The organism is Methanocella sp. MCL-LM, from assembly GCF_049676595.1.
Classification (GTDB): domain Archaea; phylum Halobacteriota; class Methanocellia; order Methanocellales; family Methanocellaceae; genus Methanocella_A.
This window is the reverse complement of the sequence record NZ_CP187259.1, coordinates 138,400-160,038: the sequence shown is the minus strand read 5'-3', so window position 1 is coordinate 160,038 and position 21,639 is coordinate 138,400. Positions and strand designations below refer to the sequence as shown.

Below are 21,639 nucleotides of genomic sequence, written 5' to 3'. Positions count from 1 at the left end.
CTCCCCGCACCTCTCCGACCCCCCTCTCCGACCTCTCGACACCTCCCGGACCAACAATTTTTCATGGAACGCCGAGGACTTTTTGGATCGGGTCCCGTAGATAGCCAATATGTAGCCTGGCGTGCTTGGCCTCCTGGCGATCTTGGCGGTCATACTAGCGCAGATCAGAGAAACTGCTCATTTTTCATCACCTATACCTGATCAAGACTCCGATTATCAGCTGACTCCCGGCTTTTGATCAGTATCATATTTTTTATCCTGGCGACCATCAGCTATTTTACTACCACTATCCCTCTATCTTCCATCATGCGCGAAGGCAGCGACTTCCCGGAAATCAAAGCCATAGTCGTAGACATAGACGGTACTTTAACGGACATGAGCCGCCTCATCAGCCTCGAAGCCGTCACCGCCATGCGGCAGATGCCCATACCTGTCATCCTCTGCACGGGGAACGTGATCTGCTTCGTCCGGGCGGCGGCCAAGCTGCTGGGCGCCAGCAACACGATGATCGGGGAGAACGGCGGAGTCGTCCTTCACGGCTTCGACGCTAAGGCCATCGTGCTCGCCGACATCGAGGAGTGCCGCCGGGGGAAAGACCTGCTGCTAAAGGAGTTCCCGGACCTGGAGTCGCTGGACGAGACCTACCGCAAATCCGAGCTCGCCTTCCGCCGGGGCATCGACCTCGACCGGGCCAGAAGCATCATCGCCGAGCACTACCCCGGCCTGGAGATAGTCGACACGAGATTCGCCTTACACCTGAAGCATAAGGATGTCAACAAGGCCACAGGCATGCGCAAGATCGCCGAGATCCTCGGCATCCCCACGCAGAACTTCGCCGCCATGGGCGACTCCGAGAACGATTTACCTATGTTAAAAGAGGCCGGCACCGCCATCGCCGTCGGGAATGCCACCCCCGAGGTCAAGGCTGCGGCAGACTACGTTTGCCAGAAAAGTTACGGCGAAGGCGCCGCCGAAGGGTTCGAGTGGCTCAAAAGACGGCTGTAAATGCTGATCACTATAGTACAACCATTATTTACTAACCACGGCGGCACTGCTCTTAATTCTGACAACTGGAAAACAAATGTTCTGACCACGGCGGCACGGCGACACGGAGGCGATTCGAGAAACGATAGCAGGATGGTTATTTAAACCACGGCGGCACTGCGACACAGAGACAACCTGTACCTGAATAACAAGGCCCTCTTTTTATTGATCCACGGCGGCACGGCGGGCTGATGGCGCGGAGACAAACCTTCTTTTATTAGTATACTGGAGAAACCAGGAATCACTATAGAAAGTAGTTTACCGGTCATGTGATCATATGGATGTACTGAAACACCTGGCCAGTAAACCATTAATGGTTAAGGGGCTGTCTCTGTGTCACCGCGGATCATAAAAGAGTTCACTTTTACTGGTTTGCCATTGTCGCTGTGTCGCTGTGCCGCCGTGGTTCAAGTTTTCTCTTGGCTGTACAGGTAACCATTGTCGCTGTGTCGCTGTGCCGCCGTGGTTCCAGTTACCATTCTGGCGTTTACGGTATGTGCTATCTCCGTGTCGCTGTGCCGCCGTGATTAAACTATAGCTAATCGGCCCGCACGACGACGAGCGCGTTCTCGTTCTTGTAGGTGGTGTACCCGGGGGCGGAGACTTCGAGGGTCATGTACCCGGAGTTCTGGTTGGTGTTGAGCACGACGTCGTTGGTCTTTATTAGATACGCCTGGCCTGTTTTGTTGGTCATGTCCGAGCCTGCGCCTCCCATGCCGTAGATGACGACGCTGGCCCCTTCGATCGGGTCGCCCCCTGCGTCGGTCACTTTGACCTTGCACGTCCACGTCTTGTTGACCTTGCCAAAGCCCGCCTGCTCTATGGTCAGCATGTTGCCCTGCTTGCCGCTCACCTCTATTATGGAAGCGCTCAGCGTTTTCTGCGGCTTGAAGCCGTTCAGGGCTGATACCATCGCGGCCAGAGCTATGACTCCTATGACCAGTACCACTATTAGCCTTACGGGGAGGCCTTCTACTCCCGCCTCGTCCTTTAAGAATCCCTTCTTCCTCATGAGCATCACTTGCAAATTATTGAAAATAAGTATTCTGGTATTGTATTTAAAAATTTGCATTTGAATGAAAACAAGTAATGGCATCTCTTTGCTCGTGAACGTACACGAACGCTGCGCTGTGCCAGGATCACAGATTCCAACAGATTGCACGGATTGCACAGATAAAGCATGGATCGTATACCCTCAATGGGATTTATGTAATATCATCTGTGTTCCATGAAAAATTGGTGGTCCGGGAGGTGATGAGAGGTCGGAGAGGGGGTTTGAGAGGTACGAGGAGTTCAGAGAGGACACGTTCAAGCTGGGAGGTCAGAGAGGTCAGGAGGTCTGAGAGGGAGGTTATGTGAGGCACCCGGAGGTCCGAGAGAATTAACTTAAAAATATCCTCCCTGACCTTTCCACACTCCCTATCCTTCTCTCTGACCTCTGACCCTCTCTAACCTCCCAGCTTGAAAATCCTCGCTGGCCTCCCGGGACCTCCAAGACCTCCAGGAGTTTTTCATCGGCTTAACGTGAAAAACCTGTATTCATGAGTCGATTAGAATCTGTGCAATCCGTGCAATCCGTCGTAATCTGTGATCCTGGCACAGCGCAGCGTTCGTCTTGCTGTCACACGCCACATGAGCAACCAGAAATGCATATAATAGGGATACTCTTGTCACATCATCCCGCTGAACATAATGCCAGACACTACCGTTGTAAGCGTGAATACGGCTACCGAGAAGGGCAGTGTCGTCCCCACGCTGTACATGAACTCGTACTCATCGTCGCCGTTCTCGATGCCGCTGACGAATCTCAGGAGGATGATCACGAGGAGCACGATGTAGAGGCCGATGATGAGCATGAACTCGTCTGCGGATACTAATGGCGCAGTAAGCTGGGGCACCATCGGGAAGTAAGCCTTTGCCGCTTCGGGCATGCTTTGGAGATCCATGGCAGTTTCGGCGATGACTGCGGTTACCGCACCGGAGAGGGCGAGGGTGACGCCTCCGATGAAGGGGGCGAAGGCGATGCAGGTCGTCCGCAGCATGCTGGTCATGGTGAACAGCATCTTCCTTACCTCCTGCTCGATGGCCTGCAGCTCTTTGAGGTGATCTGCTAACACGATGACTGAGGTGCCTGCAACTTCGCCGCTCATGCCTGAAGTTTCTATCAGCATGTTGATAGTTGCCCGAATCCTGTCGGAGTAGACGTCGGAGAAGGCCCCGTAGTCGGGGTCGAGCACGGCTTCGCTCAGCGTCGTACGCAGGCACCGGATGTTGTAAGCTGCCCGGGCGTATGCTTTGCCGATCGTCGTGCCGGTCACTATTCTGGCCGTGTAGGCGAACGCCTCTTCGGGGGACCGGCCCTCGGATATGCGCCGGCCGAGCACGAACAGCGAGTCGGCAAATTCCCCTTCCATGGCAACAATCCTGTCCCTGATGAGCTTGTATGGCCGGTAGGCGCAGTAGCAGTAGATCGATATGGTTGCGGTGATGCCCCACAGGATGAACGTAGTGCCGGGAAAGGGCAGGGCTTCGGCCGGAACGAGGAGCGAGAGGCTGGCGATGCCCGCCCCGGCGCCAAGTCCTATTAGTGCCCACGTCCACCTCGGGGTGCGAGCTACCTCGGGGTGATCGTCCGGGATTTCGGGCGGGGCGAAGGCCGCAGGCCGCTTCATCAGGATGCTGTGGGCGTACGCCAGCGTCACGAGGGGAAAAGCCAGGACGTACAGGAGAAAGAGCTGTACGGCGTTCACCCTGACGCCCACGACGGCCGCTGCCGGCAGCATGGCCACCAGCGCGAGGGGTACCATGACGAAGATGGAGTACAGGATGAGCGTCGGGGCATGGAGCGTCGAGGAGAATGAGCTCATCAGGGAGCGGGTGCCGTCCAGCACTACCTGGAGTGCCCGGTTGAGGGAGATGGTGCGCATCGCTACTTCCCGCTCGCCTGCAGAGCTTTTGATGATGAACAGGGACCGCTTGAAGTGGTCGCTGAACCCTCCTCCGTTCTGCCCTGCCAGCGCCTCCAGCGCGTCGTCCATGCCGTCGTAGGCCCGGATTTGCAGGTCCCACATGAGCTTTCGGATGTCCCGGGCCAGCTGCCTGCCTGAGTTCTTCACGGTGAACCGCAGCGACCGTTCCATGTTGGGGTTGAGCTTCATGGCCATGACGATGTAGCTGACCACTTCCGGCATATCGCCCAGGGAGTGGACCCGCATGTAGTAGGCCTGCCTCTTCGGGTACTCTCCCACGAAGACGAAGGTCACCACCGGGACTATCCCTGCACAGGCGACGAGAATCCCGGCGGTCACGTTGTCCAGCATTCCTGTCCCAAACGCCGCCAGGCCGGCGCCCAGTATTATTGTGAACGAGGCGATCGCCATCACGATCGCCAGCGACAGAACCTCTACTGCCTCGGTCTCCATGCCGGTAAAAGCGAGCGCCTCGGCCATCTCCCGGCTGGTGGCGGCCCTCGCGTAGTCGCCCAGATGTTGCTTGCCGATGGCCCGGCTTAGCAGGCGGTACGACGTCCTGCAAGCCCGGGGAAACAGCCCGGGCGTCGAGTTCATCGGCTCTCCCGGCCCGCGGTGCTCAGCCATTGCCGCCACGAGGCCAGCGCTTGATCATAATCGGTCGTGCCTCGCTCTCTGCGGACGGCTTCGCAGCAGGCCCGGTACTTATCCATGCAGCGGGCGTACATCGGGGCCTCCATGACATCCGGCCGGACGGCTCCTCCGGCGGCTACGGCTCTCATCAGTTCACCCCTGGCTGTCACGCAGGCGCAGATTTCCGCCAGAGAGAGGCCCCACCGGACAGCTATGGCCTGCAGTGCCTCTGATCGGCCGGTGTCTATTCGATCGGCAGGGCTCAGCGTGTCCCTGTCAGCGCCATACACAAGGAGATCGTTGAAAGCGCTTTCAGGGTCGTCGTCCCCGGCACTTTTGACGATCTCCGCCACCTGGGTTACCCTTCTCTCCCGTATGACGCTGCCTCCCGGCCGGACTGTGGAGCAGACGGCGACCACGTCGGTGGCCCGGAAGGACGCCGGCTGCACTCCGATATCGTGGACCACCCGCTCGAATACGTCCTTGCAGGAGGCGCCGTGGATGGTGCCCATCACCGAGTTTCCCGACGCCCCGACCCGCATCGCCTCGTACAACGAGCGAGCTTCCGCGCCTCTCACCTCCCCCAGGACGATGGCCGAGTCACCCAGCCTCAGCGTAGCTCTCAAAGCATCGGAGGCCTGGAACTCGGCTTCAGAGCCTGATACTGCCGCTCTGGTGCCGATACCCTGCACTTTCCACCCGTACCTCTGCATGTCCTCGATCGGCAGCTCGGGGGTGTCCTCGATGGCCAGGATACGGTAGCTGCGGGCTATCTCCAGCATGAGGGCGGTGAGCAGCGACGTCTTGCCCGCGCCCCGGGAGCCGGTGATCAGCATCGAGGCCTGGCCGTCCACCAGCACTGACAGCAGTCCGGCAGCATACGGCGACAGCATCCTCCTGCTGACCAGCTGGGGCAGCGTCCAGGGCGTCTTTTTATGCCGGCGGAAAGCGTAGGCAAGGCCTCGGGTGAGCGGGCTCCCGATAGCCGATACTCTGGTGTGGAACTCGCCCAGGTCCATGTCCAGCACTGGACTGGCCTCGGAGAACGGCCTGCCCGATATTGCCCTCAGCCTGGAGATCATAGAGTCCACGTCGCTTTCGGAGAGGTACACGTTACTGGTGCACTCCTCCCCGTCTACGACCACGTGCAGCGGAGTCATCCCCACTGGGGCGTTTACATAGACGTCCTGGATGTGGGGGTCGCCGAGCAGGTCTTCGATGATGCCCAGCCCGGACGTGTACTTGACAAAAGACCTCGACAGCCTCTCCAGCCTCGGCCTGTCCAGGTATATGCCGGCTTCCCTGGCCGCCTCTACAATGGCCTCCCTCGCCTGCCGGGTAAAGAATGCCCGTGCTCCGCCCGGATCCATGAACCCGTCGTCGTAAGGCCGGCGCTTGAGCAGCCGTTCTCTCCCGGCCACGATCACCGACAGGTCCTCTTTGCCCACCGCGTACTCCCACGGCACTATGAAGTACAGCTTTTCCAGGCTGTCGGGCAGCCGGTACAGTGAGACCTGCAGCAGGGGAGACAGGCCGTCTCCTCCTTCCACTTCGTAGGACCGCAGGAAGGCAGAGCCTTCAGGGGGTTCCGAGAGAATGCGGGACCTGGAGAACCGGGGCCGGATGTAAGGCACGATCCTCGAATAGCTGACGTCCTCGATTTCCCTGGCCAGGATGGCCAGGTCGCCCGTAAAGGCCGCATAGCGGTCGATGCAGGAGCTGCACTGCCCTGTCCTGCCTGCCTCGAAACTTTCGGAGTAGAGGCTTTTGATCTCCAGGGCAGCGTCCAGGGGGTCACGGTATGCCAGCGCCGATATCCTCCGAACCTCGTTCTCCCGCCCGGGGTCGCACCGGCCGCACCCGTACGTGGCAAAAGCTGAGGCATGAAGCCGGACGTCCTCGCAGAATGTGGCCATCCGGAGGATGGCATCGAGAGGCTCGTGAGCGTATTCCCTGACAAAGTCCCGCTCCAGCTGCAGGCGCCGGATGCCTCCTTTCCCGGCGAGCGATTTGAGGATACCTTCCCTGCATGCCGGATCGTTCATCGACGACCGGCCTTTGCACCGGGAGCAGTCGACGATCAGCTCCGTGCCTGCCGTGCCCGTCCTGGCCCGGGCTTCACAGGCAGGGCTTTTGCCATCTTCGGCCCCGGCCAGGCCCAGTATTTGCCTTAAAAGCAGACCACCGTCGAACATATTTACACCAGATTGTAAATAAGTGTCTATCAAGGAATAAATACGTTTGCAGGCGCGCATAACGCCGGGACTCTTCAAGTACCCGCGGCTGAAACTCTGATCAGGTGAAGAGATGAACGAGCTAAAGGGCAGGAAGATCGTTATGATAGCCGGCGACGGGTTCGAGGACTCGGAGCTCATATACCCGCTGTACCGCTTCAGGTACGAGGCGTGTGCCGACGTGACGCTGGCCGGTATCGAGAAGGGGCAGACGCTGAAGGGAAAACACGGGGTGCCGGCCACCACCGAGGCAGCGATCAGGGACCTGAGGCCGGACGAGTTCGACGCGCTGGTCATCCCGGGCGGGCAGAGCCCGGACCACATTCGCATCTACCCCGAGGTAATCAAGTTCGTGCAGGACTTCGACAGGACCGGGAAAACTATCGCGGCGGTCTGCCACGGCCCGCAGATACTGATCACCGCCCGCCTCCTGAAAGGCAAGGACGCGACCGCCTGGAAATCTCTCAGAGTGGACATGGAGGACGCCGGGGCAAAGTACATCGATAAGCCGGTGGTCACCAGCCAGCAGTACATCTTCTCCCGGCAGCCGTCGGACCTGGGGTTCTTCTGCGACGCGATCATCCAGGCGATGTCGCCCGGGAAGAGCATGACCGCGTCGGAGATGGCAAGGGCATAGGTATGATGTTCAAGGACCGGAAGGACGCCGGCAAAAAGCTGGCAGATCGGCTGGGTCAGGAGCAGTGGGAGCGGCCGGCGGTGTTCGCGATTCCCCGGGGAGGCGTTCCCATCGGGTGCGAGATCGCGAGGAAGCTCCATGCCCCTCTGGACCTGATCATTCCCCGAAAGCTCCCGATTCCGTATAACCCGGAGGCTGGTTTCGGGGCGGTGGCGCCGGATGGCACAGTGGTGCTGAACGAGGAGCTGGTCGTCCAGCTCGGGCTGGAAAAGCCGCATATCGACTCTATTGTCATGGCTGTGCTGGACGAGGTGCAGCGCCGGATACGGGAATATCAGCTCGGGCCGCCGCTGGACCCGAAAGGCCGAACAATCATCATCGTCGACGATGGCCTGGCGTCCGGGTACACCATGATCGCCGCGGTGAGGGCGCTGAAGAAAAAGGGGCCGAGAAAGGTCGTCGTCGCGGTGCCGTGCAGCCCGAGGACTTCTGTGGAGAGGCTGGAAGAGGAGGCTGATGAAGTCATCTGCCTGACAGTGCAAGAGGGAGGAGCCTTCGCAGTGGCCAGCTACTACGAGAAATTCCCTGACCTGACCGACGGAGAGGTGCTGGCAGACCTGGGTACCTGCACCCTCACGACGTCCAAAAGCTGACTCCGGCACTGATATTACAGTAGCAACGGCAAGCTTTATTAATTTACAAGTCAATGCAATTTAGTATGCTTGACACAGGCCGCCACTACCTTCTTGGCAATACCGGGGACAGCGGCTCTTCCCTGTATCTCGGCCGCTACCTTGCCCTCGACGGTTCTCAGGGAGCCCCCGTGCTGCTGGACGTCAGGAAGCCGCACGCAGTGGTGATCTGTGGCAAGCGGGGCTATGGTAAATCCTACACTATGGGTGTCCTGGTCGAAGAGTTCGCGGGCCTGCCCGAGGCTATCAGAAAGAATTTTTCGGTGATCGTTGTAGATACGATGGGCATCTTCGGCTGCATGTCTGGTACAGGGAGCATAGATGTCCGGGTTTTCGCTCCTGTGCCCTTCCTCCGGGACATGCCCGCGGGAACGCTGCCCTTCGAGATACCGACAGGCTCGCTGTCAGTGTACGACTATTGCGAGCTACTCGGGATCGGTCCGCTGAGCCCTCACGGGGCTGCTCTGGCCGGCGCGATCTCGGAAAGCGAGACGTTCAGCATCGAGTCGCTGATCGACAACATAGGCTCGTCAGGTGCCTCGCCCGAGGTGAGATCAGCGGTCTGCGGGCTTCTCTCTATGGCCTCTTCATGGAAGCTGTTTTCGCAGCACGCTACCTTTGCCTCCCTGCTCGAGCCGGGCAGCATCAACGTCATCGACCTCAGCGGCTACGGCCACGATCCGGGGATCAAATCCTGCGCTGTGGCGTCGCTGGCCAGGGCATTATACGACATCCGCGTCCGGGCCAGACGGCGTGAGAACGGCTCGAGGGAGGTGCCGCTGATCTGGATGATGATAGACGAGGCACACATGTTCCTGGAACCGGGCTCTGGCGCAGGCCGGGTGCTTGTCAACGAGTGGCTGCGGCAGGGCCGGCAGCCCGGGCTTTCTCTGGTCCTGGCCACCCAGCGGCCTTCTGCGCTGGGCTACGATGTGCTGTCCCAGTCAGACGTGATCGTCTGTCACCGGCTGACACTGAGGGACGACGTGGAAGCCCTGGAACGGGCCAGGCCGCTCTATGTCAAAGAGCCGGTCAGAGAAGCGCTGGCCAGGCTGGGGAACACGAGGGGTGCAGCCATAGTGGTGGACGACGCTACCGAGTCTTACCACGTGATCAAAGTCAGGCAGCGGAAGAGCCTGCACGGCGGCGGGGAGCCCGATATCTATGGCGCTGACTGATCTGGCGCTGATCCTGGCTGCCGGCATCTTACTGGCAGCTGGCGCCTTGATCGACCACAGGTCCGGGAGAATTCCGAACTGGCTCACGCTGCCCGCTATCCTCTCAGGAGCTGTAATCATGTCCATAAGGTGCCTGTACGGCTATCCTGTGTGGACAGCAGCGCTAACCATTGCCGGTTCCCTGTCCCTGACATACTTGCTGTGGCTTGCCGGCTGCTGGGGAGGCGGAGATGCCAAGGTATGTCTCGGCATATTTCTCCTGGCCAGCCCGGGTTTTCCAGTCCTATGCTTTGTCGCTGTCTTTTCCGGGTGCCTGGCAGTGCTGCTGGCCGGGAGGCATCTGTATTGCCGGACCATCTCGAGGCGCGCATGCAGAAAGGATGTCCGGGGCCGCCCGCTCGGCCTTTCCCTGTTTGCCGCCTACGTCCTTTCCGCCGGAGCTTGCTTCGGTGTTTACGGGGGCCTTGCATGATATCAGACGAGATCGGGGCGGATACCTTGCCAGTGGCGTTCGTCGCTACCCTGCTAATCACGGCGGCGATCGTCGGTATCGCCGCCACGGGACTCGGCAGCGTGTCTCCTGCGATCGACGCCGGCTCCGCCGATGTACAGGCCGAAGCGCTGGCCACAGACTGTCGGGCACTTCTGGCCTGTGCCCCGAGGTGCCTGGAGGATCCTGGGTCGCCTGCCGGCGCGACAAAGATCGCAGAGCTCTCCCTGCCCGGTTCAACCGAATTTTTCGGCCTCGGCACCGACGCGGCCGGCGAAGAGGGCAGCGAAGGTGTCATTTACTATTCCGTGGCGGGGAGTAAGAAAGCGGTAGTTGTAGACTCAGGCGTATCGTTCAGGTCCAGAGGTGACGGAAGCCTGTCATCCGTGCTCAAGGCTGAGCATGTCGTGCTGCGTGGCGGCCGGTACGTGCTGGAAATCGAGTATGCCTGCGATGGGATCGGAAACCGGTACCTGCTGGTAGGGCAGGCGGGCTATCGATAAAAGAAAGGGGCGCTGCGCACATGGCGCAGCGTCAAACCAGAGCCTTCAGGACGTTGAGTCCGGCTTAGTAGATGGACAGGTACTGGTCCAGTTCCCACTGGTGAACCTTGGTGCGGTAGTTGTCCCACTCGATGCGCTTGGCCGTGATGAACCGGTCGTAGATATGCTCGCCCAGCGCGCTCTTGATGAGGTCGTCCGCTTCCAGCTCGTCCAGCGCTTCCGAGAGGCTGGAAGGCAGGCTGCGAATGCCTCTCTGCAGGCGCTCTTCCTTGGTCATGTGGTAGATGTTGACGTTCTCCGGCGCTCCGGGGTCGAGCTTCCTCTTGATGCCGTCCAGGCCGGCCTTCAGGGTGACAGCCAGCGCGAGGTACGGGTTGCAGGCCGGGTCGGGGTTGCGCAGCTCTGCCCTGGTGCCGACGCCTCTCCTGGCCGGGATGCGGACCAGCGGGGACCTGTTCTTCTCGGACCAGGCGATGTACACAGGCGCCTCGTAGCCGGGAACGAGCCGCTTGTAAGAGTTGACCAGCGGGTTGGTGATGGCACAGTAGCCCCTTGCGTGGGTGAGCAGGCCGCCGATGTAGTTCAGCGCGGTCTTGCTCAGCTGGTATTTGCCGTTCTCGTCGTAGAACGCGTTGACCTCTTTGCCGTCCTTGCCCTTCTTGAACAGCGACTGGTGGATGTGCATGCCGGAGCCGGGCTTGCCGAACGCCGGCTTGGGCATGAACGTGGCGTGCAGGCCGTACTCCATAGCGACCTTGCGGACTACGAACTTGAAAGTGACAATGTTGTCCGCTGTCGCCAGAGCATTGGCGTACTTGAAGTCGATCTCGTGCTGGCCTTCGCCGACTTCGTGGTGGGAAGCCTCAATCTCGAAGCCCATGCCTTCGAGCGCGACGACCATCGATCTCCGGACCTCGTCCCCCATGTCAATCGGGGAGAGGTCGAAGTAGCCTCCGTGGTCCCTCGTTCCGACGGTGGGCGCGCCGTCCTGGTCCCTCTCGAACAGGAAGAACTCGGCCTCGGGGCCGGCGTTCATGGTGAAGCCCATCTGCTCCGCCTCTTTGATGATCCGCTTCAGGTTGCCTCTCGGGTCGCCCGGGAAAGGCTTGTTGTCAGAGCCGTAAACGTCGCAGATCAGCCTGGCGACCGGGCCGGCTTCGCTCTGCCAGGGGATCAGCGAGAACGTCTCTAGGTCTGGCTTCAGGTACATGTCAGACTCTTCGATGCGCACGAAGCCCTCTATGGAGGAGCCGTCGAACATGATATCGCCGTCGAGAGCCTTCTCCAGCTGGGAGACAGGCAGCGCGACATTTTTCGTCGTCCCGAACACGTCCGAGAACTGAAGCTTGATGAACTTGACACCGAGGTCCTCGGCACGCTGGAGCACAACGTCCTTCGTTACTTTGGTCATATACGGAAGTTAAGCCTCCCGTTGCATATTATCTTAATGGCGGAATATCGCTTCCTACTATTTATGTATTATAAGCTTTTGGCGAATCATCGAGGTGCTGGTATGCAGAAAAACGGGATTTAAAATTTGGCGTGACTTTTACAGGTCGTACAGCTTGGCCGATCTGGGCCGCCTGGGGACTTCGGCGACATTGCCGCCTTCCTCTGCGGGCGCCTCGTCGTGAGACCGGGCCAGCCGCTTGAAGATAGTGGCCACGTCCTCTTCGACGACGTCTTCCTTGATGTTAAACTGCTCCGAAATTGGGCGTGCTCCGGCAGCGTCCGCCTGTACCGGCGCCGGGGTCGAAGTTTCCTGAGGGGCAGCAGGCTGCTGAGCTGTTTTAGCCGCCTGTACCGCTTCCATAATCTGGGTGATCTGCAGGGGTATCTGGGCGGCAGCAGCAGGCTGGGGCTGAGCTGGTTCAGAGGCCACAGGTGCCTGTGCCGGGGTGAAGACGACGGGCTGCTGAGGCTGGATTGCCCTGAGCCTGGCGATGTCGGCCTTAAGCTCTTCGATGGTAGCCTGCAGCTCCCTGATACGCAGGTCCTTGTTAGCGTTATCCAGCGTGAGGCTGTTGACCACGAATTCCTTTTCCCGCAGCTCATACCTGAGGCCGACCACGTCGTTGTTCAGGCGGATGATCTCCGCGTTCTTATGGTCGATATCCGACAGCAGCTTGGGCACTAGAGTATGGTCTTCAGGCAGCGCGATGACCTTAGGCGGCTGTTGGGGCTGGGGTGTTTCCGCAGCGGGAGCAGCCTCTACTTCGGGCTCAGGGGAAGGCGGCAGCGCGGGCCTGGCAGGGGGCCTCGTCTTCTTGCCGTCGAGTATAGAAAGGATATCGTCGAACCCGAAGGATCTCTTCTTTGGAGTCGTGTTTGTGCCGGACATATAAAACCTGCCAGAAGCGTTTTACTTTTAGTCTGCTAAACAATAAACCTTTTGGCCTCGGAGGCCTTCTGCCTCCGAGGCAGAGCGCGTGGGACCGAATTTTCAGGCTTCGCCTGCGCTTCGTCATTTCGAGGCCTAACAAATAGTGCGGGGAGAGCCTAATAAAATATGAAGCCGAACATATCCAAAAACCGATACATTTATGCATCCCGCCCTCATAAGGCGAAAGAAGCATTCGTTTTCACACTTATCAGAGGAATTTTGCCATGGACGATAAAGAGATCAAGAAGCTCATGAAGCCGGAGTTCGCGAAGAACTACGAGAAGTACTATCCGGTGCAGACGCTGACTGCGATGGGTTACCATCGCAAAGTTTGCAAGAAGTGCGGCCGGGGCTTCTGGACGCAGGTGGAGAGAGACTTCTGCGACGAGGCCGAGTGCAGCGGCGGGTACCGGTTTATCGGCGAGAGCTTAACGCGCAAGAAGTTCGAGTACAAGGAAGCCTGGGACACCTACGTCAAGACTTTTGACCAGTGGGGCTACGTGCCCCTCGAAAGGTACCCGACGGTTTGCAGGTGGTACGAGGATCTTTATTTTGTCGCCGCGGGCATCAACGATTTCCAGCCGTACGTGGTCTCGGGCGAGATCGAGCCCCCCGCGAGGGCGGTACTCGAGCCCCAGTTCTGTTTACGCTTTAACGACATCGACAACGTGGGCATCACCGGCCGGCACTATACGGGCTTCATCATGGTGGGCCAGCACACGTTCAACACCCCGGAGAAGCACGTGTACTTCAAAGAGGAGGGCATCGGCCAGATCCAGCACTTCCTCACCCAGGGTCTGGGCATACCGGCGCACGAGATCGTGTTCCACGAGGACGTATGGGCGGGCGGCGGCAACTTCGGGCCGTCCATCGAGTACTTCTCCCGGGGCCTGGAGCTGGGCAACCAGGTGTACATGCAGTACGAGCAGACTCCCGACGGCGGCTTCAGGGAACTCAAGACCAAGGTCATCGACATGGGCGCCGGCCTCGAAAGGTGGGCGTGGTTCAGCCAGGGCAGCCCGATGTCGTACGACGCGACCTTCCCGAAGACCATGGAGTTCATCTACAACAAGACCGGCTACCGGGCTGACCCCGCCTTCCACGCGAAGTTCGCGAAGTACGCCGGCATCCTCAACGTGGAGGAGATCGAGGACGTCGGCTCCGCGTGGAACGACGTGGCCAAATCGATGGAGATGGACCTCGGCGAGCTGAAAGAGCTCGTATACAAGATCCGGGCGCAGTACGTCCTGGCAGACCACACCAGAAGCCTGTTGGTGGCGATTCACGACGGCGCGCTGCCCTCCAACGTCGGCGGCGGCTACAACTTACGCAATCTGCTCCGCAGGTGCTGGTCGTTAATTGATCAGTACCAGTGGGACATCGACGTCAACGACATCTTCAGGTCTCACATCGACGAGTTCGGCAGCTGGTATACAGAATTAAGGGACTACGGCAGCCTGTTCGACATCATCGACGTCGAGCGGAAGAGGTACGAGGAGTCCCGGAGAAAGAGCAAGGACATCATCAAGCGGATGGTCAAGGCGAAGGAGACGCTCACCGCCGACAAGCTCGTAGAATTGTACGATTCCCAGGGCATCTCCCCCGAATTAATCAAGGAGGCCAAGCCGGACATCGTCATCCCCGAGGACTTCTACGCCCGGGTGCAGGCGAGGCACGAGGCGAAGGCCACCCGCAAGATCGAGGCCAACGAGACCCAGGGCCTGCCGAAGACCGAGCCTATGTACTACGAGAAGCCCCGGGAATTCAAGTTCGAGGCGAACGTGGTTAAGCTGCTGACGCCGACTAAACTGGTGCTGGACCGGACGCTGTTCTACCCGCTGGGCGGCGGCCAGGCCGGCGACACCGGATACGTCAACGGGATAAAAGTGAAAGACGTGTACAAGCAGGACGGCGTGATCGTCCACGTGCTCGAGTCCCCGATGCCCGAAGGCACGACTAAGGTGACCGGCGAGGTGGACGAGGCCCGGAGGCGCATCCTCGCCGCCCACCACAGCGCCACTCATATCGTCAACTACGCTGCGAGAAAGGTGCTCGGAGACCACGTGTGGCAGGCAGGAGCCGAGAAGACGGTGGAGAAAGCCCGTTTAGATATCACCCACTACGAGTCGCTGACTTTCCAGCAGTTGCAGGAGATCGAGCGGGTGGCCAACGACCTGGCCATGAAGCAGATCCCCGTCGTAGTCAGGGAGATGTCGAGGACCGAGGCGGAGATGGAGTACTCCATGCGCATCTACCAGGGCGGAGCGGTGCCCGGCAAAATCCTGCGCATCATCGTCATCGACGGCTACGACGTCGAGGCCTGTGGCGGTATCCACGTCGACAACACCTCCAAGGTAGGCTTCATCAAGATGCTCTCCAGCGAGCGCATCCAGGACGGCGTAGTCCGGCTCGAGTTCAAGTCGCTGGACAACGCTGTCGGAGAGATCCAGCACCACGAATCCATCCTCAGAGAGGTCTCCGACCTCTGGGGCGTGGGCTATGACGACATCCCGAAGACTGCCCAGCGGTTCTTCAACGAGTGGAAGGAGCTCGGCAAGAAGAACAAAGAGCTGCAGGCTGAACTGGTCCAGCAGACGATCGCCGCTGCCCTGAGCAGGCCAGGCGACACAGTGGACCTCGTCGTGCCCGGCGCCGACTTCGGCACGCTCATGAAGACCGTCGGGAGCTTCAAGAAGGAGTTCAAAGGCAGGACCGTCATTTTCCGCGGGGACAACTTCGCTTACGGCTACTCCGATCTGATCAACGTCAGGGAGAAGCTGGCGGAAGCCTACATGAATGTAGACGGCAACGAGCACGAGGCTAAAGCGTTCAAGGCAAAAGCTGCTCAATAATCAGCCCTGCGGGTAGTGTTCGCGGGGGAACTTTTAGTAAAAAGTGGCCCTTTCCGGGTGAGTCTGAAAGGGCCTTATACTTTTTTAAATCTCTTTTTCTTTGTTCTCGATCTTCGTAGCTCCGTTGAGCATATCCTTGATCTTGTCCATCGCCTTCAGCAGGACCAGGAAGCCGCCGAGGGCGCCCAGCGCTATGGCGATGATGTCAAGAGCCTGGAGGAACAGAGTCACGTACTGCGCCGGGATACGGCCGTATACCGACGGGTACATGCCGCCCCACAGCATGCCGCTGGCAGCCTTGTCCAGTAACCATAGCAGCACGACACCGATGACGATCAGCACGAAAGTCGCCGACAGATTGCGGGCGCTGTTCATGTTGATCTTGTCGATGCCGAGCAGCAGCAGGAAAATCGCCGCGGCCAGGAAGTAGACCTTATTGATCAGCAGGAAGTACAGCGCTTCGTGCGGGATGACGTACTTCGCCACTTCTCCCGCGATTACGAGCACGACTGCCCCGATGACCACCATGGCAACGAGTGCCAGGAGCTTACGCATTTTTTCATCCATGTCCAGAATCTCAACCTCCTCTGGATATTGATACTTGATCGTATGAACGACCATATATATAACCGTTTTAGTACCAAAGGTAAATATTACGATTATTTCATGAAAAATTGCTTAAATTTGCAACTATTTTATGAAACAATCCATTAATGTAACTATGCGAGCGATAGAACACGTTGCCCGGGTAGTTCTGGACGTTGTCGCGTAACTGATCCGGCCAAATCCCCCGCACTCTGGCCCACCATTAATTATTTCCATACGCCGGGGAATTACTATCCTGATCAACAGATGGGGTTTTGCTGATGATGGAAGGCACGATGGAGGACAGGAGTGGCAAGCTTGGCGCAGTCCTGCGCAAGCTCAACGAGTCCGGCATCGAGGCCTCCGCAGTGGTGAGCAGGGACGGCTTCATCCTGCAATCCGAGCTGCAGGCCGGGGAAGAGGAGAAGGCGGCGTTCGCCGCTATGGCCGCTGCTGTGCTGGGCGCCGCCGAGACGGCCACGTCCGAGCTGAAGCAGGGCGTGCCCCGCAGGGTCATCATCGAGGCCGGAGATCACAAGCTCATCGAGGTCGGCGCCGGTCCCGTGGCACTGCTGGTGGCCATGGTGGGGCCGAAAATGACGCTGGCAGAGGCCCTGAAGGCGATCGATAAAGCAGCGCTGGAAATTCGTTCGCTGGTTAAGCCATCCCGCTGACGCGCCTTTAGTGCAAAGGCTTGTATAACAAGCTATGTAATAACTGTTTATGGTCCGGCTACTTCCACTGCTGATAACAACGATACTCTTGCTTCTCGTTTCCACAGGAGTAACTCTGGCTACGCCCCCGGTCAGCCCGGACGATGTGATATGGTCCCGGGAGATCGCCAGCCCTGGCGACCAGAACGTGTTTTCCATCATCCCTGTTTCAGGCGGAGGCTATGCTCTGGCAGGCTTCGAAAACAGATCGGGCGCTGAAACCGGGCTTCTGCTGAAGACTGACGCAGGGGGCTATCGGTCCTGGAGCCGGAGCTACGAGTCCGGGCAGCTGGCCGAGCTCTACGATCTCCGGCAGACTGCGGACGGAGGTTATCTGCTGGCTGGCTTCACCCTGCCCGAAAGTGCAGACATGGGCTTCACTCCAGACGGCCTGGCTGTGAAAACCGATTCATCCGGGGCTAAAGAGTGGATGAAGACCTTCGGAGGCGCCGGCCTCGACATATTCACCGCTGTCATGGCCGATGGTAACGAGTACACCTTCGCGGGCCTGAACACCTCCGGCGCCTCCTCTGAACTGAGGTCGTACATGGTAATAACTGATCTCAACGGCAATGTGTTGTATGAGTTCGGACACGGTGAGGATGGCAGGAACGTGCAGTGCTACGATGCTAAAAGGGCGCCGGATGGGAGCTCCATCCTGGCCGGATCTTTCGGGAGGGCGGGCGTATATGGCCAGGACCGGCCATACATGGCCAGGATCAGCGATAGTGGCGAAGCGCTGTGGCAGAAGACTCTCCTGGGGTACGGCGATAACTACGCGGAGTCAGTCGCCATCGTAGACGGCGGATACGTAATGGCCGGCACTATCGATAACGATGCTGGCAACAGCAGCTACGACTTCTACCTGGCTAAGCTGGACATGAACGGCAACCTGCTCTGGAACCGCAGCTACGGCGGGCCTCAGGAGGAGCGGGCCAAGTGCGTGATCAGCACGCCTGACGGCGGTTACCTGCTGGTCGGATTGAGGGGCCCGGAGGACGGCAATACCAGCGCCTACGTCGTGAAGACCGACTCTGCGGGCGAGCTGGAGTGGGACCGGTCGTTCGAGGACAGCGGCAAGGACATCCGGCTTTACCGGGCGGTCATGGCACCCGACGGTGGCTACGTGCTGGCGGGCTACGTGAGCACTGCCGCAAACGGCGACGACGCCTGGCTGGTCAAGCTCCGGGGCGAGCCGGGCTATGGCTCTGCAACAACCGCTCCGACGCCCCGGGACCCCGGCTGCTGCTGTGCGCCCCTGCTGGTGCTGCCCCTGCTGCTTATCGGCACACTATACGCCGCCGTCCGCCGCCAGTAAGTGCTGGTCACTTTTGAAATTTTTTTCGAGCGCCCGTACCATTTACACGAAGTACGCGAAGTACACGAAGTACGCGAAGTTTGATAAAAGGGCTGACAGCAAGCTGATCTTATCGTAAAACTTCGTGTATAGTCATTACTGGAACTTTTTGGACACGAGTCCGATCAGGTAAGGGCACGCGTGCCCTTGCATATTCTCATGTGAACGTACACGAACGCTGCGCTGTGCCAGCCTGCATTCGCAGGCGTTCAAAAGGCGAACACCCAGACACAGAAAATGTCCAAAAAGTTTCAAGAATGACTATACTTCGTGTAAACGGTACCTGACCGCCCGAAAAGAGTCAGAAACGACTTATGCTCGCCGTCGACGAGCGCCTCACCAGCGGTGAGTCATCATCTCTGCCGAGCAGCAATTTATTTAACCTATTCTTCGTATCTTACTACCCAAGCAGAGTGATTTTTATGGTGAACGCAGCACTGATCGGCGGAGAGCAGTCGGGTAAGACCACGCTGGCCGCCAAGCTGGGCAAGAAGGGCACCGAGTCCGATATCGTGCTCTACAACTTCGTGAAGGGAGACAACATCCTCGCAGTCATCGATCCGGTGGGCTACCCCAAGTCCCCGAAGCCGCTGGTGAACGCGGCCAACATGTCCGATGTCATCGTCTTCTGCATCGACGCCAAAGGCCTCGACGCCCGGGCCGGGGAATGCATCATCATGCTGGACCTGCTCAAGCCTAAACACGGCATCATCACGATCACCAAGTCCGACACGTCTAACCCCTATGCCATCGACGAGCTCAAGAACAAGATCAAGCTGATGACGAAGGGCACTGTCCTGGAGTCGTGGGAAGTCCTGCCCACCTCGACCAAGAGCTTCGAGAACATCGACAAGCTCAAGGACATCATCTTCGACCTCGACAACAAGCTAAAAGAGGAGAACAAGGCCCTCAACGACAAGCCCGCCCGTGTTGCTATCGACCATCACTTCAACGTCACGGGCGTCGGCACCGTCATCCTCGGCTACGTGAAACAGGGCACCATCCACATGAAGGAGAAGATCAAAGTCTGGCCCATCCAGCAGGAAGCCGAAATCCGCTCCATCCAGATGAACGACGTCGACGTCAAGGAAGCCCCGACTGGATCCAGGGTCGGCCTCGCGCTCAAGAATGTCCAGAGCAAAGACCTTGACAGGGGCCACATCCTCTCCGTAAAAGAAGAGGTCGGCGACCAGCTGGCCCTCAACTGCGTAACGGCAAAGTTCAAGGGCGAGTTCAAGCCCGGCGACAAAGTCCACGTTTACGCAGGCCTCCAGTCCACCCCGGGCAACATTGTCAAGATCACCGAGAACGGCAAGGAAATCGAGTCCACGAAGTCCTCGGGCAAGTACGTCGTCCACCTCAAGACCGACAAGGAAGTCGCTTATACCACAGGCGACCTGTTCCTGCTCTCCAGGCTCGAAGACCCCAAGCAGCGGTTCCTCGCCAGCGGAACTGTATAAAACGTGCCGCCGGTACTCACCACCACGGCACAACACTTCTTTTTTCTGCAACGGCAAACTTTTGAACCACAGCGATACGACGGGCTGATGGCATGGAGGCAATCCTTCAATTGTTATTATATGGGAAAACCAGGAATCACTATTGAAAGTAGTTTACCGGTCATGCGATCATAATGATATGCTGAAACACCTGGCCAGTAAACAGTTATTGGTTAATGCACCGTCTCCGTGCCGCCGTGGACTAAAAAAGGAGTAACCTGTGTGGGGTCGGATTGTCGCCGTGTCGTTGTGCCGCCGTGGTTGAAAAGAGCCATCGTGGTCTTTACTCGAACTGGAACAGCCGGGCCTGTAAGCAATCGGCAATCACTGCGTGAGACGTCTTCCACGTCTTCCTGGCGCAGTCGGGCAGGCACTTGTGTTTCATGTAGTAGTTCTTGAGAAAAGTCTTGGTAACCGGGTCGGCGGGATAGCCGCTGCCTACGTCTTCGCCCATCTTCTCGGATATCTCCCTGATTAAGGAGTCCCGGTGGACCTTGGCGATGATCGATGCGGCGGACACTATGGGGTACTTGCTGTCGGCCTCATGGGCGGATACAATTTCAAGCTCGAAGTCGAGGCATTTCTTGACATTGAGGCCGAACCTCTCGGCGTTCACGTCGCAGGCATCAAGATAGGCGATGGTGGGCTTAGCGGAGCGGATGATGCCGGCAAAGCAGTTGACTTCCAGCTGGTTGAGGTTGTCCTCCGACTCGAACCGGGCGTCTATTTCATAGGGCGGGAGGACGGAGAGCTCGTACTTGTACTTATCCTTGAGGATAGCGGCAAACTCTTCTCTCTTCCTGGGAGTGAGCTTCTTGGAGTCCTTCAGGCCCATCGCCTCGATGGTCGGCAAATCCTTCTCTTCGGCCATCAGGCCGCATACGACCAGCGGGCCGATGACAGGGCCGCGGCCGGCCTCGTCGATGCCCATTATAAGAGAGGTGCGCTTTTTGGCCATAATGGTCACTCCTCGATTAAGCCCAGTCCTTTCTCTTTTCGGATGCCTCTTTTTGGGCACAGGTCATCCACAGGGCAGTCGTGGTGCAGTGGCAGCACGGCCTTGCAGAAGTCCCGGCCGAGGTTGATGATCAAAAGGTGGGCCATGCCCGGAATGCGGTGTTTGCGCTCGAGGTCTTCCTTAACCCTGCGTTTAGCCGCCTCGCTGTCACCTGTGGCGAGGCTGAGACCGGTACGCTCGGAGACCCGGCAGATGTGCGTATCAACAGCCACAACACTGTGGCCAAGGCTGAACAATAGCACGCAATCCGCAGTCTTGGGGCCGACACCGTAAAGGCTCATCAAAGCTTCCCTGGCCTCGGCAGTCGGGGCATTACGCATCCACTCGATACTGCCTCCGTACCGGTCGATGATCTCCTGGGAACACCTGATGATAAAGTCCGCCTTGTAAGGCCCGGAGGTCCGGATCAGCTCCTCCAGCTCCTTCTTCTCGGCTGACGCCATCTTGTACACGTCGATGCCCTTGTAGCGGTGCTGCAGGCGGTGGAACGTCTTCCTGGCGCTGTCTGCAGTCTTGTTCTGAGTGAGAATTGTAATAATCAGTGAGATATAGGGGTCCTGTAATTTTAAGACCCAGCAGTTCCTGTAATACTCTTTCAGCCGCAACAGCAGCTTGTTTTCCCCATGGTAGACCTGGTCCAGCGGGTAGTCGAACTCGGACACCACCCTTTCCCGGTACTTCTCCGGCTTCACTATCAGGGAGCCGTCCTTCGCCTGCTCCAGGTAGACGTCCTCGTCCGCGTCGGGGTAGTACTTGAGGTAGCCGTCCTTAAACGGCGTCCACTCCAGGGCGGTGATCTGAATGTCCATGGTCGAGCGCAGGTCGACAGACCGCAGGTCGTAGTCCATCACA

At 58.6% G+C, this 21,639-nt stretch carries 18 protein-coding genes; 10 read left to right on the top strand and 8 right to left on the bottom strand.

The annotated features are described in order from the left end of the window. Positions 1–306 precede the first annotated feature (306 nt). On the top strand, positions 307–1,005 hold the full coding sequence (locus tag ACPLPM_RS00815) for a phosphoglycolate phosphatase (RefSeq protein WP_424358337.1): 699 nt from the start codon (positions 307–309) through the stop codon (positions 1,003–1,005). A 577-nt stretch (positions 1,006–1,582) separates the two neighbouring features. Here the strand turns inward: ACPLPM_RS00815 and ACPLPM_RS00810 are convergent. The 3 genes from ACPLPM_RS00810 to ACPLPM_RS00800 all read right to left on the bottom strand — a co-directional run bounded on the left by ACPLPM_RS00810 (position 1,583) and on the right by ACPLPM_RS00800 (position 6,841). Then, positions 1,583–2,056, bottom strand: a complete 474-nt coding sequence (locus ACPLPM_RS00810; RefSeq protein WP_424358336.1) for a carboxypeptidase-like regulatory domain-containing protein — start codon at positions 2,054–2,056, stop codon at positions 1,583–1,585. A gap of 658 nt (positions 2,057–2,714) precedes the next feature. Further along, on the bottom strand, positions 2,715–4,640 hold the full coding sequence (locus ACPLPM_RS00805; protein WP_424358335.1) for a hypothetical protein: 1,926 nt from the start codon (positions 4,638–4,640) through the stop codon (positions 2,715–2,717). Then, entirely contained in the window at positions 4,607–6,841 is a 2,235-nt protein-coding gene (locus ACPLPM_RS00800; RefSeq protein ID WP_424358334.1) for an ATPase, T2SS/T4P/T4SS family, read from the bottom strand. Before ACPLPM_RS00800 ends, ACPLPM_RS00805 begins: the two co-directional genes overlap by 34 nt. 112 nt (positions 6,842–6,953) lie before the next feature. On the opposite strand from ACPLPM_RS00800, the gene ACPLPM_RS00795 reads away from it, so the two are divergent. The 5 genes from ACPLPM_RS00795 to ACPLPM_RS00775 all read left to right on the top strand — a co-directional run bounded on the left by ACPLPM_RS00795 (position 6,954) and on the right by ACPLPM_RS00775 (position 10,380). Further along, positions 6,954–7,517, top strand: coding sequence for a type 1 glutamine amidotransferase domain-containing protein (locus tag ACPLPM_RS00795; RefSeq protein ID WP_424358333.1), 564 nt, complete (start codon positions 6,954–6,956; stop codon positions 7,515–7,517). A gap of 2 nt (positions 7,518–7,519) precedes the next feature. Then, positions 7,520–8,170, top strand: coding sequence for a phosphoribosyltransferase (locus ACPLPM_RS00790; protein ID WP_424358332.1), 651 nt, complete (start codon positions 7,520–7,522; stop codon positions 8,168–8,170). A 65-nt stretch (positions 8,171–8,235) separates the two neighbouring features. Next, the gene (locus ACPLPM_RS00785; RefSeq protein ID WP_424358331.1) at positions 8,236–9,387 is read left to right on the top strand and encodes an ATP-binding protein; all 1,152 of its coding nucleotides are present in this window, start codon (positions 8,236–8,238) and stop codon (positions 9,385–9,387) included. Further along, complete coding sequence (locus ACPLPM_RS00780) at positions 9,374–9,859, top strand: prepilin peptidase (protein WP_424358330.1); 486 nt, start codon at positions 9,374–9,376, stop codon at positions 9,857–9,859. Before ACPLPM_RS00785 ends, ACPLPM_RS00780 begins: the two co-directional genes overlap by 14 nt. Further along, entirely contained in the window at positions 9,856–10,380 is a 525-nt protein-coding gene (locus ACPLPM_RS00775) for a hypothetical protein (RefSeq protein WP_424358329.1), read from the top strand. Before ACPLPM_RS00780 ends, ACPLPM_RS00775 begins: the two co-directional genes overlap by 4 nt. A 64-nt stretch (positions 10,381–10,444) precedes the next feature. Here ACPLPM_RS00775 and glnA read toward each other — a convergent pair whose 3' ends face one another. After that, positions 10,445–11,791 carry a type I glutamate--ammonia ligase gene (gene glnA / locus ACPLPM_RS00770; protein ID WP_424358328.1) on the bottom strand — a complete coding sequence of 449 codons (1,347 nt, stop codon included), beginning with the start codon at positions 11,789–11,791 and terminating at the stop codon, positions 10,445–10,447. Between the two features lie 138 nt (positions 11,792–11,929). Next, positions 11,930–12,721: a hypothetical protein gene (locus ACPLPM_RS00765; protein ID WP_424358327.1), complete on the bottom strand. Its 792-nt coding sequence runs from the start codon at positions 12,719–12,721 to the stop codon at positions 11,930–11,932. A 266-nt stretch (positions 12,722–12,987) separates the two neighbouring features. On the opposite strand from ACPLPM_RS00765, the gene alaS reads away from it, so the two are divergent. Beyond that, positions 12,988–15,615: an alanine--tRNA ligase gene (alaS, locus tag ACPLPM_RS00760; protein ID WP_424358326.1), complete on the top strand. Its 2,628-nt coding sequence runs from the start codon at positions 12,988–12,990 to the stop codon at positions 15,613–15,615. A gap of 84 nt (positions 15,616–15,699) precedes the next feature. Here alaS and ACPLPM_RS00755 read toward each other — a convergent pair whose 3' ends face one another. Next, positions 15,700–16,182: a hypothetical protein gene (locus tag ACPLPM_RS00755; protein WP_424358325.1), complete on the bottom strand. Its 483-nt coding sequence runs from the start codon at positions 16,180–16,182 to the stop codon at positions 15,700–15,702. A gap of 299 nt (positions 16,183–16,481) precedes the next feature. Between ACPLPM_RS00755 and ACPLPM_RS00750 the strand changes: the two genes are divergently transcribed. The 3 genes from ACPLPM_RS00750 to ACPLPM_RS00740 all read left to right on the top strand — a co-directional run bounded on the left by ACPLPM_RS00750 (position 16,482) and on the right by ACPLPM_RS00740 (position 19,730). Beyond that, positions 16,482–16,874: a roadblock/LC7 domain-containing protein gene (locus tag ACPLPM_RS00750; protein ID WP_424358324.1), complete on the top strand. Its 393-nt coding sequence runs from the start codon at positions 16,482–16,484 to the stop codon at positions 16,872–16,874. Between the two features lie 49 nt (positions 16,875–16,923). Beyond that, positions 16,924–18,231 (top strand): hypothetical protein, encoded by a 1,308-nt coding sequence (locus ACPLPM_RS00745; protein WP_424358323.1) that lies wholly within the window; start codon positions 16,924–16,926, stop codon positions 18,229–18,231. A 461-nt stretch (positions 18,232–18,692) separates the two neighbouring features. Beyond that, entirely contained in the window at positions 18,693–19,730 is a 1,038-nt protein-coding gene (locus ACPLPM_RS00740) for an EF-Tu/IF-2/RF-3 family GTPase (protein ID WP_424358322.1), read from the top strand. Between the two features lie 322 nt (positions 19,731–20,052). On the opposite strand, the gene rnhB is transcribed toward ACPLPM_RS00740, so the two are convergent. Then, positions 20,053–20,727: a ribonuclease HII gene (gene rnhB, locus ACPLPM_RS00735; RefSeq protein WP_424358321.1), complete on the bottom strand. Its 675-nt coding sequence runs from the start codon at positions 20,725–20,727 to the stop codon at positions 20,053–20,055. A 5-nt stretch (positions 20,728–20,732) separates the two neighbouring features. Further along, positions 20,733–21,635 carry an endonuclease III domain-containing protein gene (locus ACPLPM_RS00730; RefSeq protein ID WP_424358320.1) on the bottom strand — a complete coding sequence of 301 codons (903 nt, stop codon included), beginning with the start codon at positions 21,633–21,635 and terminating at the stop codon, positions 20,733–20,735. Positions 21,636–21,639: the final 4 nt, after the last annotated feature.

Coding starts and splice junctions, on each gene's coding strand:
- ACPLPM_RS00815 (WP_424358337.1), top strand. CDS start 307: ATGCGCGAAGGCAGCGACTTCCCGGAAATCAAAGCCATAGTCGTAGAC.
- ACPLPM_RS00810 (WP_424358336.1), bottom strand. CDS start 2,056: ATGAGGAAGAAGGGATTCTTAAAGGACGAGGCGGGAGTAGAAGGCCTC.
- ACPLPM_RS00805 (WP_424358335.1), bottom strand. CDS start 4,640: ATGGCTGAGCACCGCGGGCCGGGAGAGCCGATGAACTCGACGCCCGGG.
- ACPLPM_RS00800 (WP_424358334.1), bottom strand. CDS start 6,841: ATGTTCGACGGTGGTCTGCTTTTAAGGCAAATACTGGGCCTGGCCGGG.
- ACPLPM_RS00795 (WP_424358333.1), top strand. CDS start 6,954: ATGAACGAGCTAAAGGGCAGGAAGATCGTTATGATAGCCGGCGACGGG.
- ACPLPM_RS00790 (WP_424358332.1), top strand. CDS start 7,520: ATGATGTTCAAGGACCGGAAGGACGCCGGCAAAAAGCTGGCAGATCGG.
- ACPLPM_RS00785 (WP_424358331.1), top strand. CDS start 8,236: ATGCTTGACACAGGCCGCCACTACCTTCTTGGCAATACCGGGGACAGC.
- ACPLPM_RS00780 (WP_424358330.1), top strand. CDS start 9,374: ATGGCGCTGACTGATCTGGCGCTGATCCTGGCTGCCGGCATCTTACTG.
- ACPLPM_RS00775 (WP_424358329.1), top strand. CDS start 9,856: ATGATATCAGACGAGATCGGGGCGGATACCTTGCCAGTGGCGTTCGTC.
- glnA (WP_424358328.1), bottom strand. CDS start 11,791: ATGACCAAAGTAACGAAGGACGTTGTGCTCCAGCGTGCCGAGGACCTC.
- ACPLPM_RS00765 (WP_424358327.1), bottom strand. CDS start 12,721: ATGTCCGGCACAAACACGACTCCAAAGAAGAGATCCTTCGGGTTCGAC.
- alaS (WP_424358326.1), top strand. CDS start 12,988: ATGGACGATAAAGAGATCAAGAAGCTCATGAAGCCGGAGTTCGCGAAG.
- ACPLPM_RS00755 (WP_424358325.1), bottom strand. CDS start 16,182: ATGGATGAAAAAATGCGTAAGCTCCTGGCACTCGTTGCCATGGTGGTC.
- ACPLPM_RS00750 (WP_424358324.1), top strand. CDS start 16,482: ATGATGGAAGGCACGATGGAGGACAGGAGTGGCAAGCTTGGCGCAGTC.
- ACPLPM_RS00745 (WP_424358323.1), top strand. CDS start 16,924: ATGGTCCGGCTACTTCCACTGCTGATAACAACGATACTCTTGCTTCTC.
- ACPLPM_RS00740 (WP_424358322.1), top strand. CDS start 18,693: ATGGTGAACGCAGCACTGATCGGCGGAGAGCAGTCGGGTAAGACCACG.
- rnhB (WP_424358321.1), bottom strand. CDS start 20,727: ATGGCCAAAAAGCGCACCTCTCTTATAATGGGCATCGACGAGGCCGGC.
- ACPLPM_RS00730 (WP_424358320.1), bottom strand. CDS start 21,635: ATGGACTACGACCTGCGGTCTGTCGACCTGCGCTCGACCATGGACATT.